General features: G+C 58.4%; 13 protein-coding genes. 8 read left to right on the forward strand and 5 right to left on the reverse strand.

What is annotated here, in order from left to right; genetic code table 11:
* Window positions 1–117 precede the first annotated feature (117 nt).
* From BLS87_RS09060 to BLS87_RS09080, 5 genes are all read left to right on the forward strand, one after another.
* Window positions 118–2,358 (forward strand): DUF1631 domain-containing protein, encoded by a 2,241-nt coding sequence (locus tag BLS87_RS09060; protein ID WP_074752137.1) that lies wholly within the window; start codon window positions 118–120, stop codon window positions 2,356–2,358.
* A 146-nt stretch (window positions 2,359–2,504) separates the two neighbouring features.
* The gene (ampD, locus tag BLS87_RS09065; protein WP_074752138.1) at window positions 2,505–3,053 is read left to right on the forward strand and encodes a 1,6-anhydro-N-acetylmuramyl-L-alanine amidase AmpD; all 549 of its coding nucleotides are present in this window, start codon (window positions 2,505–2,507) and stop codon (window positions 3,051–3,053) included.
* 15 nt (window positions 3,054–3,068) lie between these two features.
* A complete protein-coding gene (gene ampE / locus BLS87_RS09070; RefSeq protein WP_074752139.1) occupies window positions 3,069–3,905 on the forward strand; it encodes a regulatory signaling modulator protein AmpE in 837 nt (278 codons plus the stop codon).
* A 275-nt stretch (window positions 3,906–4,180) separates the two neighbouring features.
* Complete coding sequence (gene potE, locus BLS87_RS09075; protein WP_074752140.1) at window positions 4,181–5,605, forward strand: putrescine-ornithine antiporter; 1,425 nt, start codon at window positions 4,181–4,183, stop codon at window positions 5,603–5,605.
* Window positions 5,602–7,887 carry an Orn/Lys/Arg family decarboxylase gene (locus tag BLS87_RS09080; protein ID WP_074752141.1) on the forward strand — a complete coding sequence of 762 codons (2,286 nt, stop codon included), beginning with the start codon at window positions 5,602–5,604 and terminating at the stop codon, window positions 7,885–7,887. Before potE ends, BLS87_RS09080 begins: the two co-directional genes overlap by 4 nt.
* Window positions 7,888–8,448: 561 nt before the next feature.
* Here the strand turns inward: BLS87_RS09080 and BLS87_RS33680 are convergent.
* A complete protein-coding gene (locus BLS87_RS33680; RefSeq protein WP_143024340.1) occupies window positions 8,449–8,877 on the reverse strand; it encodes a hypothetical protein in 429 nt (142 codons plus the stop codon).
* A 38-nt stretch (window positions 8,878–8,915) separates the two neighbouring features.
* On the opposite strand from BLS87_RS33680, the gene BLS87_RS09090 reads away from it, so the two are divergent.
* Entirely contained in the window at window positions 8,916–9,779 is an 864-nt protein-coding gene (locus tag BLS87_RS09090; protein ID WP_074752143.1) for a LysR family transcriptional regulator, read from the forward strand.
* A 30-nt stretch (window positions 9,780–9,809) separates the two neighbouring features.
* Here the strand turns inward: BLS87_RS09090 and BLS87_RS09095 are convergent, their stop codons facing one another.
* The 4 genes from BLS87_RS09095 to BLS87_RS09110 form a co-directional block, all read right to left on the reverse strand.
* On the reverse strand, window positions 9,810–10,658 hold the full coding sequence (locus BLS87_RS09095) for an HPP family protein (RefSeq protein WP_074752144.1): 849 nt from the start codon (window positions 10,656–10,658) through the stop codon (window positions 9,810–9,812).
* Between the two features lie 462 nt (window positions 10,659–11,120).
* Window positions 11,121–11,402: a hypothetical protein gene (locus BLS87_RS09100; RefSeq protein WP_074752145.1), complete on the reverse strand. Its 282-nt coding sequence runs from the start codon at window positions 11,400–11,402 to the stop codon at window positions 11,121–11,123.
* A gap of 427 nt (window positions 11,403–11,829) precedes the next feature.
* Window positions 11,830–13,008 (reverse strand): sugar transporter, encoded by a 1,179-nt coding sequence (locus BLS87_RS09105; RefSeq protein WP_074752146.1) that lies wholly within the window; start codon window positions 13,006–13,008, stop codon window positions 11,830–11,832.
* 256 nt (window positions 13,009–13,264) lie between these two features.
* On the reverse strand, window positions 13,265–13,549 hold the full coding sequence (locus tag BLS87_RS09110; protein WP_074752147.1) for a hypothetical protein: 285 nt from the start codon (window positions 13,547–13,549) through the stop codon (window positions 13,265–13,267).
* Between the two features lie 250 nt (window positions 13,550–13,799).
* Here BLS87_RS09110 and BLS87_RS09115 point away from each other — a divergent pair, with 250 nt between their 5' ends.
* Together BLS87_RS09115 and BLS87_RS09120 are read left to right on the forward strand one after the other, a co-directional pair.
* Window positions 13,800–16,460, forward strand: coding sequence for an autotransporter family protein (locus tag BLS87_RS09115; RefSeq protein WP_074752148.1), 2,661 nt, complete (start codon window positions 13,800–13,802; stop codon window positions 16,458–16,460).
* Window positions 16,461–17,147: 687 nt separating this feature from the next.
* Complete coding sequence (locus tag BLS87_RS09120) at window positions 17,148–18,284, forward strand: PP2C family protein-serine/threonine phosphatase (RefSeq protein ID WP_083370644.1); 1,137 nt, start codon at window positions 17,148–17,150, stop codon at window positions 18,282–18,284.
* Window positions 18,285–18,292: the final 8 nt, after the last annotated feature.

The raw sequence follows: 18,292 nt of genomic DNA on the forward strand, positions 1-18,292 counted from the left end.
TGTGTACCCCAGGGACAATACCTTTGAGCGCCGTCCATTCGGAGGTCTTCTTCCGTTTGCGATCAGGTTGTGGCTGTGCATTCGTGGTTGAGTGATGTTGGATTAAAGGAGTCCTTGATGCAGAACGACAATAAAGTGGTGCCTTTGAGCAAGACGGGTCCGGACCTTCCGGGTTCCTCGCCTGTCGCTCGGCTGCCTGTCGTTCTGTTGCAGGTGCGCGACAAAGCCGCCCAGCAGCTCAAGGAAAGCCTGCAGACCCTGTTCGATAACGCCGACGACACCTTATTCGAGATGGCGGACCGGGCGCACAACAATGCCGAACAGAATGTGTTCTTCGAAGCCATGCGCGACCTGCGCCTGAAGCGAAAGAGCATCGAACGAAACTTCCTGGACAAATTCTTCGAGGCGTTTCTGCGTCTCGGTCAGTACGAGATCGCCGAGCCGATCCTTTCTGAACCCGTTTCTTTCGACAAGCTCGCACTGGTTCACAACGATGACCTTGAGCGCACGGTGGCCATTGATGCCATGGTCACCAAGGTCGTGAACCGCGACGGCGTGGCGCTGAGCCAGCTCACCACGCGCTTGAACGAACTCATCCCGCAGCCGTTGACCGATGAAACCAACCCGCTCGGTCCGACCCTGCTGTGCGACTTCTTTTTGCAGGCCGGTCGCAATCTCGGTGTCGAAATCAAGGTCAAGCTGATCATTCTCAAGCTGTTCGAAAAGTACGCGTTGACCAACGCCGATCAGCTGTATGAAGAGGCCAACCTGCTGCTGATCTCCGCCGGTGTGTTGCCCGACCTAAAAGTGCTGCCGTCGCGCCGTTCCACCGATCGTTCCTCGAGCACTGCGCCGGCCACTGAAGCCCAACGCGCTGACAGCGCGGCGCTTGTGCAGGCTGCCGAGAAACTCGACAAGAGCGTTCAGGAAGTCTTCTCGGCCTTGCAGGAGCTGCTGGTTTATGTGCGCGGCAACCTGACGCCGCGTCCGGATAACAACGCCGAGGCTCGGCCGATTTCAAGCCAGGACCTGCTGCGTCTGCTGTCGCATCTGCAGCAATACGTGCCCCGCGCGGAAAATCCGGACGACTTCGATCTGCGAGCGCAGCTGGAGCAACTGATCGGCCGTGTGAGTGCGCGCAGCGGTAAATTCCGCACGGTGGGCACCATCGATGAGGACGTGATCAACCTGATCTCGATGCTCTTCGAATTCATCCTCGATGACCGCAACCTGCCCGGCTCGCTGCGCGCGTTGATTGGCCGTTTGCAGATTCCGATGCTCAAAGTGGCTGTCATCGACAAGAGTTTCTTCAGTCGCGGCAGCCATCCTGCCCGTCGTCTGTTGAATGAAATTGCCTCGGCGGCGCTGGGTTGGGGCGGGCGCGACGACAGCCAGCGGGATTCGCTGTACACGCGCATCGATCAGATCGTGCAGCGCCTGTTGCACGACTTCGTCGATGACCCTGCGATCTTCACCGAACTGCTGGTCGACTTTCTGGCGTTCACCAGTGACGAACGTCGCCGCAGTGAGCTGCTGGAACAACGCACCCGTGACGCCGAAGAAGGCCGCGCGTTGGCCGAACTGGCGCGTCAGCGGGTTCAGCAAGCGCTCAATGATCGCCTGCTGGGGCGCACGCTGCCGGAAGTTGTCGTGCGCCTGTTGCAGGAAGCCTGGAGCAAGGTGCTGTTGCTGACCTGCCTCAAGCACGGCGAGCAATCGGGTGAGTGGAAGGCCGGTCTTCAGGCGATGGACGATCTGATCTGGAGCGTGGAGCCTCATGAAGAACCAGACGCCCGTCAGCGTCTGCTTGAGTTGGTGCCGGGGCTGTTGAAGTCGTTGCGTGACGGGCTGAGCAGTGCCGCGTTCGACCCGTTCGCCACCAGCGAGTTTTTCAGCCAGCTTGAAGCGTTGCATGTGCAGGCGTTCAATCACGTGGCCCGTCCGGCCGGTGAAGCGGATGAAGTCGCGGCCGATGAGCCCGGTGACGGTCCGACGATGATGGCCGTGGTAGAAGAAATCGTGCTGGTCGCGCCGGGCGAGCAGGTCATCAGCGAGCCGTCCCTGCATTTGCCCGAGAACGATGAAGGGCTGATGCAGGTCGACAAACTGCGCTTGGGAAGCTGGGTTGAAATCCAGGAAGACGAGGACCACAAGCTGCGTTGCAAGCTGGCGGCGATCGTCGAGCCAAGCGGGCGCTATGTGTTCGTCAACCGCACGGGCATGAAGGTGCTGGAAAAGACCCGCATGGGCCTGGCGGTCGAATTCCGTCGCGGCACGATTCGCGTGCTGGACGATTCGCTGCTGTTCGACCGGGCGCTGGAGTCGGTGCTGGGGAATCTGCGCAAGCTCAAGGGCTGAGGCTCGTTCCCACAGGCTATTCATCGCACGCATGTTTGCGTGCGACGCGCATAACCCATCGGCGAATCGAATCACGATTCGCTGCCCACATCCTTTCTCATCACGGGCATACTGGCCGCTGTCGATTCACGTCCCAAGGACCCTCCATGCAATTGGACCTTGCCACAGGCTGGTGCCACGGCGCGCACCATTGCCCTTCGCCCAATTTCAATGCTCGCCCCGAAGCCGAGATCTCGTTGCTGGTGATTCACAACATCAGCCTGCCGCCGGCTCAATTCAAGACGGGCAAGGTGCAGGAGTTTTTTCAGAACCGGCTGGACGTCACAGAGCATCCCTACTTTGAAGGCATCGCTGAGCTTCGGGTGTCGGCGCACTTTCTAATTGAGCGCGACGGTGAGCTCACGCAGTTCGTCTCGTGTCTGGATCGGGCGTGGCACGCCGGTGTATCGGTTTTCGACGGGCGTGAGACGTGCAACGACTTTTCCGTGGGTATCGAGCTGGAAGGCACTGACGATCAGCCGTTTACCGATGCGCAATACGACACGCTGATCGCCCTGACCCGACAGTTGCAGTCGGCATGGCCGGCGATCACCCCATTACGAATAACCGGGCACAGCGACATTGCTCCGGGACGCAAGACCGATCCGGGGCCATGCTTTGACTGGGCCCGGTTTCGGTCGGCTTTGCAGGATTGAATCAAGGAGCGGGTCATGAGTTTTCTGGTGTTGCTGTTGGCCGTGTGGATCGAGAAATTCTCCGCCCTGCGTCAGCGTGTTCAGCGCGATGCGCCCTGGTTGAATCAACTGGGTCGGCTTGAGTCGAACCCTCGCACGGCCAAGCGCCCGTGGTGGATTCTCACCCTGACGATCCTGTTTCCGTTGTTGCTGCTGGCGCTGGTGCTCTGGATCGTCGGCTCGGTGGCGTATGGCTGGCTGGCGCTGCCGATTCATCTGCTGGTGCTGATCTACAGCCTGGGCCGGGGCGATATCAAAGCCAACCTGGGTTCGTTTCGCGATGCCTGCCGACGTGGCGATCAAGAAGCGGCGGTGTTGGTGGCCGATCGTGATCTGGGCGTTCAAGCGGAAAATGAAGAGCAACTGCTGGGCGGCGTGCAGACGTATTTGTTGTGGCAGGTCTATCAGGGTTTTTTCGCGGTGATCTTCTGGTATTTCGTGCTAGGGCCTGTGGCCGCGCTGGCGTACCGGTTGCTGGCACTGGCGTCTGAGCACGGCAAGACACCGGCGCTGGTGGAGCGCGCGACGCAGCTGCGTCATGCATTCGATTGGGTGCCTGTGCGTTTGCTGGCCGCGAGCTTTGCATTGGTCGGCAACTTCGTCGCGGTCAGCCGCGTGATGCTCACTGAATTGCTCAACTGGAACATCAGCGCGGCCGGGTTGATCACCAAGGCTGGCTGCGTAGCGGGTGAAGTGCCTGCGCCGGTCGTGGGCGCCGAAGGCGTGAACAGCCTGGACGTGCTGTGGGAATTGCTGATTCGTTCGGCGATTGTCTGGTACGCAGGATTTGCGTTGTTCACGTTGTTGGTTTGAAGACGCAGCGTCAAGCACCTCGCTGCTTATCGAACGCGCATTGACCTATATCAAGTGCGTTCGACCGCCTGAGATTAATCTTTCCCCTCAACTTTCCTGCCCTGATATCGGTTTGAACCGCATGAATCTTTTCGATATTCAATGCGGTCGCTATTTATCTCGAAGTTGCTAAAAGTGGCTTTTCGCTAGCAGATAAAGGCATTTTCCATTTCTTGCTTAGTGAGAATCTTTTGCTATAGCTAAAAGCCTCTCACTTCATCCTATGAGGCAACGGAATGTCAGTCGCAAAGAAAATGAGCGTGGGACAACTGACAATGTTGACGGCCGTCAACATGTTGGGATCCGGCATCGTGTTGTTGCCTACCAAACTCGCCGAAGTCGGCGGTATCTCGATCCTCTCCTGGCTGATCACGGCCACCGGTTCACTGGCTCTGGCCTACGCCTTTGCGCGCTGCGGCATGCTCAGTCGCAAGACCGGCGGCATGGGCGGTTATGCCGAATACACCTTCGGCAAGTCCGGGAACTACATCACCAATTACACCTACGGCCTGTCGTTGTTGATCGCGAACGTCGCGATCAGTATTACGGCCGTGGGTTATATCCAGACGTTGTTCGATATCAAGCTCGGCTCACTGCAAGTTGGCCTCGCCACCATCGCCTTGTTGTGGGTTACCACGTTTGCCAACTTTGGCGGAGCGAGCATCACCGGCAAGATCGGCGCCGTCACGGTGTGGGGCGTGATTGCTCCGGTTGTGTTGGTGTCGACCATCGGCTGGTTCTGGTTCGACAGCAGTGTGTATTCGGCGGGTTGGAACCCCCACGAAATGCCTTGGTATCAGGCGGCAGGCGCATCGGTCGCCATCACACTGTGGGCGTTTCTCGGATTGGAGTCCGCGTGCGCCAACGGCGATGCGGTGGAGAACCCTGAGAAGAATGTCCCTATCGCCGTGCTCGGCGGCACTCTGGGCGCGGCGGTGATCTACATCGTCTCCACCAACGTGATCGCAGGCATCGTCGACAACGCCGAACTCGTTTCTTCCACCGCGCCGTTCGGGTTGGTGTTCGCCAAGATGTTCAACCCGATGATCGGCAACGTCGTCATGGGGCTGATGGTGCTGGCGTGTATCGGCTCGCTGCTGGGCTGGCAATTCACTGTCGCGCAGGTGTTCAAGAGTTCGGCGGACACCGGTTACTTTCTGCCGATCTTTGCCAAGGCCAACAAGCATGGTGTGCCGATCATCAGCATGCTGATCCTGCTGGCGATTCAGACCGCCATGGCGCTGCTCACGATCAGCCCGGACCTCGCCAAACAGTTCGACACGCTGGTGAACCTGGCGGTGGTCACCAATCTGGTGCCGTACATCCTGTCGATGGCGACATTGATGACCCTGCAGAAGATTTCCAACGTCCCGCCGAACAAGGCACTCATTACCAACATCGTTGCTTACATCGCAGCCGCTTACAGCTATCTGGCGCTTTATAGCTCAGGCGCCCAGGCGCTGATGCTCGGCGGGGTCGCCACCATCGTCGGCTACACGCTGTTCGGCTTCGTCAACACACGCCTGATCAAACTGGAAGCCCTCAACAACAGCGTGCCGACCCAGACCGTCGCTGCGCAGCACCTCGTCGGTGAACCTGTCCCGGTCAATGACCTGCCGCTTAATGACCTGAATCGCGCCACTCTGGAGACTCAACCATGACGGAATACAGACACCTGCTCGGCATGCTCGCCTTACTCGTCACCAAGCAGCCCGACAAACGCAGCGTATTCGGTCGGGCACTGATTCAGCTGATCAGCGACGTGGAAGAGCGCTCCATCAGCGTACTGACCTCGGAAAGCCTGAGCGACGCGAAGTCGATTCTGAGCACCGACCCGGCGATTCAATGCGTGCTGCTCAGCTGGGAAATGGACACCAGCGAAGACCACCAGGAGTGCATCGATCTGCTCACCACCTTGCGTGAGCGCAACACCCGCGTGCCAGTGTTTCTGATCAGTGATCGCAGCACCGCGTCCAGTGTGCCGCTGATTGTCATGCAGCACGCCGATGACTTCATCTGGCTGCCCGAAGACACCAGCCGCTTCCTGAGCGGGCGGATCATGGCCGCAATCGAACGCTACCGTCAGGCGGTGCTGCCGCCGATGTTCGGCGCGTTGCTGAAGTTTGCCCGCAGCTATGAATACTCGTGGCACACGCCGGGTCATGCAGGCGGTACGGCCTTCCTGAAAAGCACTGCGGGCCGGGCGTTCTATGAATTCTTCGGTGAAAACCTGCTGCGTTCCGACCTGTCGATTTCCGTCGGTGAGCTGGGCTCGTTGCTCGATCACAGCGGGCCGATCGGGCAGGGCGAGCGCTATGCGGCGAAAGTGTTCGGCGCCCACCGCACGTATTACGTGACCAACGGCTCGTCGATGTCGAACCGCGTCATTCTGATGGCCAGCGTGACGCGTGATCAGATCGCCTTGTGTGACCGCAACTGCCACAAGTCTGCCGAGCATGCGATGACGCTGTCCGGCGCGATTCCGACGTATCTGGTGCCCACCCGCAACCGCTTCGGCATCATCGGCCCGATTCTGCCGCAAACGCTGAGCGCCGAGGGCGTGAAAGCGGCGATTGCCAACAACCCGCTGGTGAAAAGCCATATCGATCCGACGCCCGTGCACGCCATCGTCACCAACTCCACCTACGACGGTTTGACCTACAACGTGACGCGCGTGGAAGAACTGCTGGGGCAAAGTGTTGACCGGCTGCATTTCGACGAAGCCTGGTATGGCTATGCGCGCTTCAATCCGCTGTACAAGGACCGCTTCGCGATGCACGGCAGCCCCGACGATCACGACGCCTCCAAGCCAACGGTGTTCGCCACCCAGTCGACCCACAAGCTGCTGGCGGCGCTGTCTCAGGCGTCGATGATCCATGTGCGTAACGGGCGCAACCCGATTCCCCATGGCCGCTTCAACGAGTCGTACATGATGCACGCCTCGACCTCGCCGAACTACGCGATCATGGCCTCGTGCGACGTGAGCTCGGCCATGATGGAGGCGCCGAGCGGGCAGATTCTGACCAATGAATCCATCGAAGAAGCCATCGCGTTCCGGCAGGTCATCTCGCGCATGCAGAGTGAGATGCTCTCTAGCGACGACTGGTTCTTCTCGTGCTGGCAGCCACCGTCAGTGCCGATCGGCGCGACCTCCATTCCCTTTCACGAGGTCGATCCGGTCCGGCTCAAGACCGACCCGAACTGCTGGGTGCTGCACCCCAATGAGGTCTGGCACGGTTTCGGCGACATCGAAGACGGCTATTGCATGCTTGACCCGATCAAGGTGTCGATCCTCAGTCCCGGCATGGGCGACGACGGCAACTTGCTGGACTTCGGCATTCCGGCCTGTGTGTTGACCGCCTACCTCGGGCGGCAGGGCATCGTGGTCGAGAAGACCACCGATTTCACCATTCTCTTTCTGTTCTCGATCGGCATCACCAAAGGCAAATGGGGCACGCTGGTCAATGCGTTGCTGGACTTCAAGCGTGACTACGACACCAACCTGGAACTGGAGCTGTGCCTGCCCGATCTGCTGACCGCCAACCAGCAACGTTATGCCGGCATGGGGCTCAAGGACCTGGCGCAAGACATCTTTGCCGCGATGAAAAAGACCAAAACCACAGCCGCCATGTCGCAGGCGTTTGGCACGCTGCCCAAGGCCGAGTTCAGCCCGGTGGAAGCCTACGAAAAACTGGTCAGGAATGAAGTCGAACAGGTCACGCTGGAGGAAGCGGCCGGGCGTATCGCGGCCACCGGTATCGTGCCTTATCCACCGGGGATTCCCCTGCTGATGCCGGGGGAAAACGCAGGGCCTTCCGACGGCGCCTTACTGGCGTATCTGAAAGCACTGGAAAGCTTCGACCGATCCTTCCCCGGGTTCACCCATGACACCCACGGGATCGAGAGCGAGGCGGGGGTTTATCGGATGCTGGTGTTGAAGTGATCAGCCGGACCGCTTCGACTCACTTCAAACGCTCTGACAGGACACGGTTGTGTGGGGGATTCTATGGTTCTCAAACCATTGGTGTCAGTCCGTTTCTTGAGTGGCCCAAAGCCTGAGAGCATGCGCCACATACCGGATGACGCAGAGCGTCATTGGATGTGTTACCACGCAGAGCGTGGGAACAATCAGCAACGCAGCGCGTGCTTTGGCTTTTGATCTTCGTGCCGCGGCGGCCCAGACACCACAAAACGCGACTTGGGTGCAGGCTGAACGCAGGCGGCGCGGAGTGGGACGAGCGGCATGGATGCCGCGAGAGCGCCGTCAGGACATGGATGTCCGTTCGGCGCGGGCCCACGGAGCGTCGCCGAAGTGAAGGAACCCGACGAAGTCGGGCCCAACCAGGAGCATAGGACCCTTGGTTACTTGGGGTCTTTTCAAGTAACCCGCCGAAGGCGGAACAGTTTGGCCGTTAGGACAAACCATCAGCGTCACCCCGGGCAGTGGAGTCGCACACCAGAGCAAGTCCGCTCCCACAATCGATCCATTGCGTGGCGACTTGCCTCAATTGCTCTGAAGCTTCTGCAGCGCCTGCTGCGTCAAGGAAACACACTCTCTCGCGCCATCATCGTTATGCCGCGCCAAGGCTGATTCGGCGCGGTGGACGGTGGTGTCGACGTCGCTTCTCACCGCGTCGCTGAGGTCCGGTTTAGACGCTTTGGTGTCGCGAATCTTGCTCAGGTTTATCTGGCACAAGCTGTTGTCGTCGTTGGCCGTTGCGGTGAAGGGCAAGGCAAAGGCAGTCAGGAGCAGGCCGGTGAGCAGGGCGTGTTTCATGTTGTTTTCCGCAGAAAGGTAGGTAAGGGGTTCGTGATGTGGACGAACCTGCTGCATGAGACAGCGGATTTTGGATTTGCGCCAGATACCGGGCCTGTCTAACGTCGGATATCGCTCAGGTTTTTCAGGTCGGGCGACGGGCTGCTGCGCTACCATGGCGCGGCCACCCTGACGCCAGCCGCCGAGCCGTACCGATGGACATCGACCTCGCCCGTACCTTTCTTGAAATCGTTCGACTGGGCAGCCTGATGGCTGCTGCTGAGAAGCTGCACGTCACTCAGACCGCGATCACCGCGCGCGTGCAGAAGCTCGAAAGCCACCTCAACTGCCGGCTGTTCATCCGCAATCGCACGGGCGCGAAGCTGACGTCCGATGGCGAGGCGTTTGTGGTGTTCGCCAATCAACTCGTCCAGACCTGGGACGCCGCGCGGCGGGAGCTGCCGTTGCCGGACGGCTATCGCCATGTGCTGCGCGTGGGCGCGGAAATGAGCCTGTGTAACCCGTTGATGCTCAGTTGGGTGCGTGAGATCCGCAATGCGATCCCGGACTACGCGTTGCATGCCGAGGTCAAGGACGGTGACGTGTTGATGAAGGAAGTCGAGCGCGGCGTGCTGGATGCCGCGTTGGTCTACCAGCCGGCCTATTGGCCCGGGCTTCAGGTCGAGGAATTGCTGGAAGAGAAACTGATACTGGTGCGCGTGGTGGGCAAGCCCGATCCGTATGTGTATATCGATTGGGGCCCTTCGTTTCGCGAGCAGCACGACGCCGCGATGCCGGAAAAATCCAGGGCCGCCGTGGCCTTCAATCTGGGCCCCTTCGCGTTGCAGTACATCCTCGATAACGGTGGCTCGGGCTATTTCCGCACGCGGGTGGTTCAGTCATGGCTGGACCGTGGCGTCCTGGAGCGCGTGCCGCTGGCGCCGGAGTTCAGCTACCCGACGTATCTGGTGTATGCGCGGGACAATCCCTCGGCGACCTTGCAACGGGCCTTTGAACTGCTGCGTGAGATTGCCAGAGAGAAGGGCGACTGGTCCCAGCGTTGGGATCCGTCGGTGTAGTGCAAAGCGCCCTTAAAGGGCGAGGCTCAGTCAATCCACCAGGCTGATGATGCCAATCACCTTGCGGTCTGCGTCGAGCACCGGCAGGTATTTGCTGCCCTGTCCGGCCAGCATCTTCATGGCATCTGCCACCGAGTGTTCCAGCGACAAGCTTTGGGTGCTGCGCGAGATGATGTGCTCGGTGTCGATGTCCGTCCGGTTGCGATGCTGGGCGTGTGCCTCGGTCTTGTGCAGGATCGTCTCCAGGTCCTCGCGAGACACGTCGACAAACGCGCCCACGTCGTCGAGTGCCTTGTCCAGGTCCTGACTGTTGAAACCTGCCGATTCCGAAGTCGCGACTTGCGCCTGCGGCGCTGCTTTCGTCTGCGCTCTGGGATAGCGCACGAGTGTCAGGTTGTTGTAGACCAACGCGGCAACCAGCAGGCAAATGGCGTTGAGCATGACAGGGAAAAGCACCTGCAAGCCGAGCGCCGACAGCTCCTGTTTCGAGGTGATGATGCTGATCGCGACAGCAGCGCCCGGTGGGTGCAGGCAACGGCATACGCACATGATCACGATGGCCGAACACACCGCGACACTCGCGGCGGTGATGGAGTTGCCGAACAGGCGAATGCACAACAACGCGACCAGGGCCGAGATCAGGTAACTGCCAATGATCGACCACGGCTGCGCCAGTGCGCCCGTCGACACGGCAAACAGCAACACCGCCGATGCGCCAATCGGACCGAGCAGATGCAGCGTGACGTCAATGCCGAACAACTGTCGGCTCAGCAATGCGCTGATGAAAATGCCCAGGCAGGCGCCCACGGCCGCGCGCGACCATTCAGCGGGATGGGTGTTGAGGGAATGGGGGATGAAGCTGCGCAAAAGCGTTTTCAACGGGTGAGTTTCCGAGTCTGAAAAAAGGAGCTCGTCGGCAGAGACAAAGCTCCCGCACAAAGGGGCACGTGCCAGATATTTCAAGAGGCAGAACAACGATTGGAGAGCCGTTGCGGCAGCTTTCCGTTCGGATATGAAGCACGCCGATTGTGGTCAGGAAACGGGCGGGAGGCAAATTCGAAATAATGCACTCATGATTCAATAATCTTGAATTAATCCGCTGATAAGCCGTATTTCAGTTTTTAACCTCACTGCTGGTGAGCTTAATGCGTGGCTGGGTGAGGCGAATGAAGGGTGCGAGATGGCAAATGCTGACGACACGGTTAGGTCAGGCAAAGCGTGTCTGGGGAGGGAGGGGCGTTACCGGGCATCAGAAACAGAAGGGCGAAAAGCAACAGGCCATTGGCGAAGTTGTTGGCGAGCAGGGGGACTCGCAACAACCGGCGTCAATGGCCTGTGATCTTACAGACTGCGCGGCTGCGCCGACGGGCGGGTTCTCTTGGCAGGTCGCGCGCTTTCAACATCCAGCAGATGCATGGCCAACACATCAGTCAAGAAACGGAACTGATCGTTAAAGCCCACCACTTCATTGCTGAAGTGATTTTCCGCCGACGGCATCATGAAGGCATCGAAGCGTTTGTCTTCAATCAGGCTGTGACGGTTTTTACGAACGACGACATGTTGTGAGTAATAGTTATTACCAAATTTGGGAAAACTAACGTGCAGGGTGACGTCTCGGGTCATGTCGAGTGCTCCGCATCAAACAGAAAGTTGAAAGGTGAAAAGTGCTGATAAGTGTCAGCTACTTGAGCCTTAGTTGGCCCGTGCCATAACACGATGACTGTCTTCGTCCGCCGTGACGTGCACGGGTTCCAGAGCGAAGAGTTTGAGGGCGACGACGTAACTGGTGAAAGCGGTCAGCGTCAAGCAAGTCAGAAGATGAATAACCATTTTTCCTGCCCTCAGTTCGTGTTTGGGTGTGAGGTGATAGTACGCCCCTGAAACTTGAGCGGAAGGCAAACGCAGGAATGTTGGTTATCGACAGGAATGATGGTACGGGCGGAACCTGGAAACGTTGCGTTAATCCTGCGGCACTCCGTGTCAGGTTGGCCAAGGCGTCCGACACGGCGCAACCGCGGGCAGATGCGTTGCTACAGCTGCTACCCAGCCCTCACGCGCGAAGGGTCTCGCCGTAGCGATAGGTCGCCAGCCCTGCCAGCACCAACCCGCTGAACGCCACGAGGCCGCCCACCAGGCCGATGTTGGCGATGCCCAACTGGCTGATCACGACGCTGCCCAGCAGTGCGCCGCCACCGATGCCGATGTTGTAGATGCCCGAGTGCAGCGACATCGCGACATCGGTTGCATCCGGCGCCATCGCCAGTACCTTGGATTGCATCACCAGGCCAAAGCACATGATCGCCATGCCCCATACCACGCTCAGGGTGGCGACCCATGAGGCCTTGCCGGATAACGGCAGCAACAGAATCAGACACAATGCGATCGCGCCAATGGCGGTGATCAACAGCCCGCGCGGGTAGCGGTTGTTGTAGCGGCTGAACACGATGGAGCCGAGAATGCCGGCGCCGCCGAACAGCAACAGGATAATGGTGGTCATCTCGCCGCTCATCTTGGCGACGACGTCGGCGAAGGGCTCGATGTAGCTGTAGGCGGTGAATTGCGCGGTGATGACCAGCGCCGTCAGCACATAAAGCGACACCAGCGCCGGACGCTTGAACAGGATCGGCAGGCTGCGCAGAGAACCTGAATTCTGGCTTGGCAGCAGCGGCAGCGATTTGATCAGCACCAGCACCGTCAGGCCAGAGGCAATGGCGATGGACAGGAACGTTGTGCGCCAGCCCAGCGCTTCGCCCAGCACGCGGCCCAGCGGAATCCCCAACACCATCGCCAGCGACGTGCCGGTCGCCAACAGCCCCAACGCCTGAACCTGTTTGCCCGCGGGCGCGACGCGCACCGCCAGCGATGCGGTGATCGACCAGAACACCGCGTGCGCCAGGGCGATGCCGACGCGGCTGACCAGCAACATGCCGAAGCTGGACGCCATGCTCGACATCACATGGCTGGCAATGAACAGGATGAACACAAAGGTCAACAACTTGCGCCGCTCGATGTTGCGGGTCATCAGCATCATCGGCAACGAAGTCAGGGACACGATCCACGCATACACCGTCAACATCAGGCCGACTTGCGCGGTGGTCATGTCGAAGCTGTGGCCGATGGCGCTGAGCAGCCCGACCGGCACGAATTCGGTGGTGTTGAAGATAAAAGCCGCAAGGGCCAGCGCGATAACGCTGAGCCAACTTCCAGTGCGAGCATCGGTGGTGTTCATCAAAGGACGCGTCAGCCTCAAGGTAAATGTTCTAACTGCCAGGGCCGCCGAGCTCACACATACAAAACGCCAACAAGCAAAAACGCCGCGCGAGGCTCGAAGCCTGTGCGGTGCGTGCAGTCAGCAGAATATTATGAGTATGGGAGGGTACGACCAGATGCGGCGGAGTCTACGCCGTTGTTAACGTTGTCACAACCTGCGCCCCGTGCGTCAAAGTGGCTCATGAGGCGCAGATGAAAGGTCCAAGGCAGTCGCCTCAAACGCTGGGTTGACCACCAAACCCGCGTGGCAGACGGTGTGTGCCAGGCAGCGCCGTCAGGCGCTCGGTCCAGGCAGCGCGCCAGTCGGTGGCGGTGTGAGGCGATTTTGATTTACGTGCGGCTCTGCGCGCGGCATTGCGCTTGTTGCGCTGGGCTTCTTTATAAGCATCGGTGTTACGGCAGGAGCGGCATTTAACCGTTTTAAGGTCGGTGCTCGAACTCAGGTTTGCGCCGTGATGACCGCAAGCCAGATGCCCTGACACTTTGAAGTGAGTAACCATTGGTGTCTCCTTCTTATTCATGGATGCAGGCAGCAACACTGCATGCGGAATTCGACACTTATCCACCGCCATCGTTCGCTTTTGACGGGACAGCATCTCCCGAACGGTCTGTTGATAAATTGACGTAAGCCAAAACCTGCTCTTAGCTAATGAATGAAGAGGAGCAATGACGGTGCGCGTATACAGGAACCGCACCGTTATCTAAAAGGAAGTAAAACCGCCTCGGGTTATACCCGCAGGAGCACTCCTGATGAAAAAGCCTGCTCGGGCTAGCGTCCGCAATATTCTTTATCTGTCTTCGGTATCCATGTTGTTATTGCCAGCCACGGAGACTAAAGCCGCCTGTACCCTAACACCAGGGCCGGGCAACGACAGCTATATCTGCGACAGCGGTACCAGCCCTGGTTTTACAGATTTACTGGGCAACAACACATTAACGTTTCCTGTCAGTGGGACAGGCACCATTGTCGGCAATATCCTGCTGGGCGGCGGGATAAATCGACTGGCAATGGATTCCGGAAACATACTCGGCAGTGTCGATATGGGGGATGGCGGTAACTTTATCCGCATTGGCGGGGGGACTATCAGTGGGGCTGTTTTGCAAGGGAGCGCCCGGGACAGCTTCGTCATGACCGCAGGGTCGATTCAATCACTGGCTCAGGGCGATGGACGCGACGTGTTCTCCATGAGCGGCGGTACCATCATTGGCGCGTTCGAAGATGGCGATGTAGCGACACTGAGCGGTGGCACTATCGGCCGTGTCGACATGAAGCTGGATGACAATATCTTTGACATGTCGGGCGGGCGGATCATCGGGAATCTGGTCACCGGGTTCGGTCGCGACACCATCAGCGTTTCTGGCGGCAGTATCGGCGGCAACATCAGCGTGAGTGGCGGGGACGACAGCATCAGCGTGACCGGCGGGATCATCTCCGGGCAGATCCGCGCCAGTTTCGGCAACGACACGTTCGACTGGGACGCTGGCGGGCAGATCCAGTCCGCCGTACTGATGGGCGATGGTGACGACACGGCACGTATTGCGAACCTCACGGAGAGCACCCTCAGCACGACACCTTTGATCGACGGCGGTTTGGGTACAGACACGCTGACCTTCATCGGCACCTCGTCGGCCACGCCGTCACGTTATATCGGTTGGGAGACAGTCAGCCTCACCCACCAATCGCGCTTCGATCTGAGCGGCGATTTCTTTCTGGGGGACAGTGCGACCGGCACTGGTAACTTCAACATCGACAGCAGCAGTACGCTGTTTCCAGTGCAGGGAGCGGTGCGGCCTTACGTAGCGGGCGATCTCGCTACGCTTAATAACGCTGGCGTGATCGACATGACCTCCCGTAGCGCGGTTGCTGGGGATACGCTCAGCGTGTTCGGCAACTACGTGGGCAGCAACGGCCAGTTATTGCTGCAGACGACGCTGGGCGACGACAGCTCTGCAACCGACCGGCTTGTGGTGTCGCAAGGCACGATCAGCGGCAATACCCAGTTGGGCATTACCAATCTGGGAGGGCTGGGTGGGCTGACTCAGGCCAGCGGTATCGAAGTGGTTCAGGCCGCCAATGGAGCGACCAGCAGCAGCGATGCCTTTGCGCTGAAAGGATCCGTGTCGGCGGGCGCCTATCAGTACTACCTGTTCAAAGGCGGCGTGACAGCGGGAACCGAGAATAACTGGTACTTACGATCCTCGATTGTGGCAATCGCCCCGTTGGCTGTTCCGACCCCTCCGGCAGCGCCTGTGATCCCCCAGCCCACTGTGCCAGTGGCCGTGGCGCCGCCGACGGTGAGTGCGGATGAGCCGGCTGTCGAGCCACCGACCGCAACGCCCGTTGCGCCGACAGCGCCTGCGACCTCCGACGCCACCGCAGTGGCAAGCACCTCGCCGGTGCCCGCAGCGACTACTCCTTCAATACCGCAGGCCGTGCCGGGAGCTCAGGCCATTCCTCTTTATCGACTGGAGGTTCCGGTCTATTCGGTTGTCGTTCCGGCGGCACACATGATGACGTTGTCCGCGCTCGGGACCTTCCACGACCGACAGGGCGAGCAAAGCCTGCTCATTGAAACGGGAGGTGTTCCGGCCGGATGGGCACGGATCTATGGCAGTGATCTCAAAAAGACCTGGTCGGGCACCGTATCGCCCCGCCTTGACGGTTCGACGCAGGGTTACCAGATCGGCCATGACCTCTACGCTGCCGTCACCGATTCAGGCCAACGGCAACGCGGCGGATTCTTTGTCGGGCAGAGCCGACTGCGAGGCGATGTCGACGGATTCGCCGAAGGCTTCCAGCATCGCAAGGCGGGGCATCTGAAGATGGAGGGCGACCATTTCGGTGCCTACTGGACCCTCGTCGATCCAAAGGGTGGGTACCTCGATGCCGTGGCAATGGGCACTCGTCTTCGCGGCAACAACCGGTCTGATCGAGGCGTCAAACTCGACACCGAAGGTCGCGCGGTCACACTGTCGCTGGAGAGCGGTTATCCGTTGCCGGTCTCTGAACACTGGGTCGTGGAGCCGCAAGTGCAGGTCATTCATCAGAGCATCGATCTGGACAAGCAAAATGACGGCATCTCCGATGTGTCATTCGACTCCCAAGCCTACTGGACCGGCCGAGTCGGCGCGCGCCTCAAGGGACGGTATCTGATCAACAACCTCCCGGTCGAACCCTACCTGCGTGCCAATACCTGGCACACCTTCGGCGGTAAAGACACCGTGACGTACAACGGCGTCGACCGGATCAAGAGCGAGCACAAGTCATCTTCCGCCGACGTTGGAGTCGGGGTTGTGGCAAAGGTATCGTCGAGCGTCAGCGTCTATCTGGCGGTGGATTACGACACGAATCTCGACAGCGAAACGCTTGAAGGTGGAAGCGGGACCTTTGGGGTGCGAGTCAGTTGGTGACTGTGCTGTGCGGGTTGGCGTTGTCGGGTGTTGAGCCGTCAGGGGGGGGCGGTATTTGCCTGCGTGAGGATCAACCAAGATGAAATAGTGGAGTTGGCGAAGATCGATCATGCGGGGTTTTGGGCGTCTCAAATGTGGCGCGTCGTGACTTGAGCGGTCTTGGGATGGCAGTCGGGGCGGGCTGAGTGGTTTTGCCGCTAAGGCTATGCACCTGAGTCCGCCTTTATAAACTCTAGGTACAAAAAAAGACGTCCGAGGACGTCTTTTATTTGTTTGGTGGGCCGGGGTAATCTGAATTGGATAGCTATCCACTTGATTCATAAGCTTAATTCTGAACTTGATTCTTGGTTGGAATACTAATTGGAATACCTTTGCGAAAATGCACGCCACTTGACCGATTGCTTGCGTTTGGTCTTGCAATCGTTTGTGTCAATGCTGTCGAGCGTGCTTGATATTTTCATGATAAACAGTGAAATGCGGGTAGTTACCGTAGCAACACGCCAAAAACTGAGTCCAGAAAGCAGCCGGCGGCTCAGCTTATGGTATGCGCATAATGGTGGCTGCTCAATTTTTTAACGAAATGATCCAGTGATCACTTTTTAGGTGAGGGGTGTACTATCCTTAGCGCATGAACCGTGAAGGCGTCTCCGGCAAGCGCAGGAGCGCGATCAGATATTTAAGGTAAATATGAACGACTGGAATACGCCCATTCAACATCAGCTCACAGCTTGGCTTTCGAGGAGAACGACTCGAAATGGTGTTCGACGCGTTGTCCCCTTGTCTGCAGCGATTGCTAGCGAGCTTGGTATGGTCCGTAGCGAAAACCAAGATCGGGCGATTATCGTGCAGGGATGGGATGGAGAGGGGCGAAGGTTTGCAGTCGGAGCTGTTGCCGATGGGATCGGCGGGATGCGTGATGGGGGAGCATGTGCTGCGTTAACATTAGGCGCTTTTGTCGCTGCGATTCACCATTACGCTCGGACAACTTCAGTTGAGTCCGATGATTTACTTTCTCACGCATTTTTTGCAGCAAACGAAGCTGTGCACAATCAGTTCAAAGGTGACGGCGGTGCAACTTTAGTTGCCGTGATACTTCGCCAAAACTCTCCTACTTTCTGGGCTAGTGTGGGTGATAGTCGTATCTATAAAGCTGTGGATGGGGCCGTTCGACAGTTATCAGTTGACGATACGATAGCGGGGCAGTTAGGGAAGCGGGATGATGAAAACATCGAGCATTCTAAGTTGCTTCAGTACATAGGCATGGGGAGCGATCTTGAGCCGCACGTGGGTGAAACCCAGCACAGTCCGATGGGGTCGTTGGTTCTAACAACGGATGGCGTACATTACTTAGCCAGAAATTCTATCTTGATGGATAAGGTGATTTTGAATTCCCCGGACCCTGGGGCGTGTGTTAAACGGCTTGTGGAACTGGCAAATTGGTGTGGCGGGCCAGATAACGCGACAGTTCTGGTTATGCCCCTTTCTGTTGATTTTGAAAGTGCTTATGAGCCTCCCTATAGTTGCTTAGATGTTTGGGACTCATACGGTGATTTGCAGCTGATAGTTGGAGGCGTACAGAAAGAGTTATCCGGGTCAAATCGAAACGATAAGTCGGATAACAAAAAAAACTCTTTAAGCGTTCAAAGTAAAAAGCTAGCAAGTTCGAGCGTGAGTCGCAGCGTTTCTGTCGTGGATCGAGGAAAGACAGCGAGCGTTAAGCAAATATCAAAAGATAAAGGTGGTTCTGTAAAGAGAATATCTAGGTCAAGAAACAAGCAAGAGGTTCCTCAGCTATTAATGGAATTCCCACATAAGACAGATTGACAGGAAGT

The sequence above is a fragment of the Pseudomonas abietaniphila genome, assembly GCF_900100795.1.
Classification (GTDB): domain Bacteria; phylum Pseudomonadota; class Gammaproteobacteria; order Pseudomonadales; family Pseudomonadaceae; genus Aquipseudomonas; species Aquipseudomonas abietaniphila.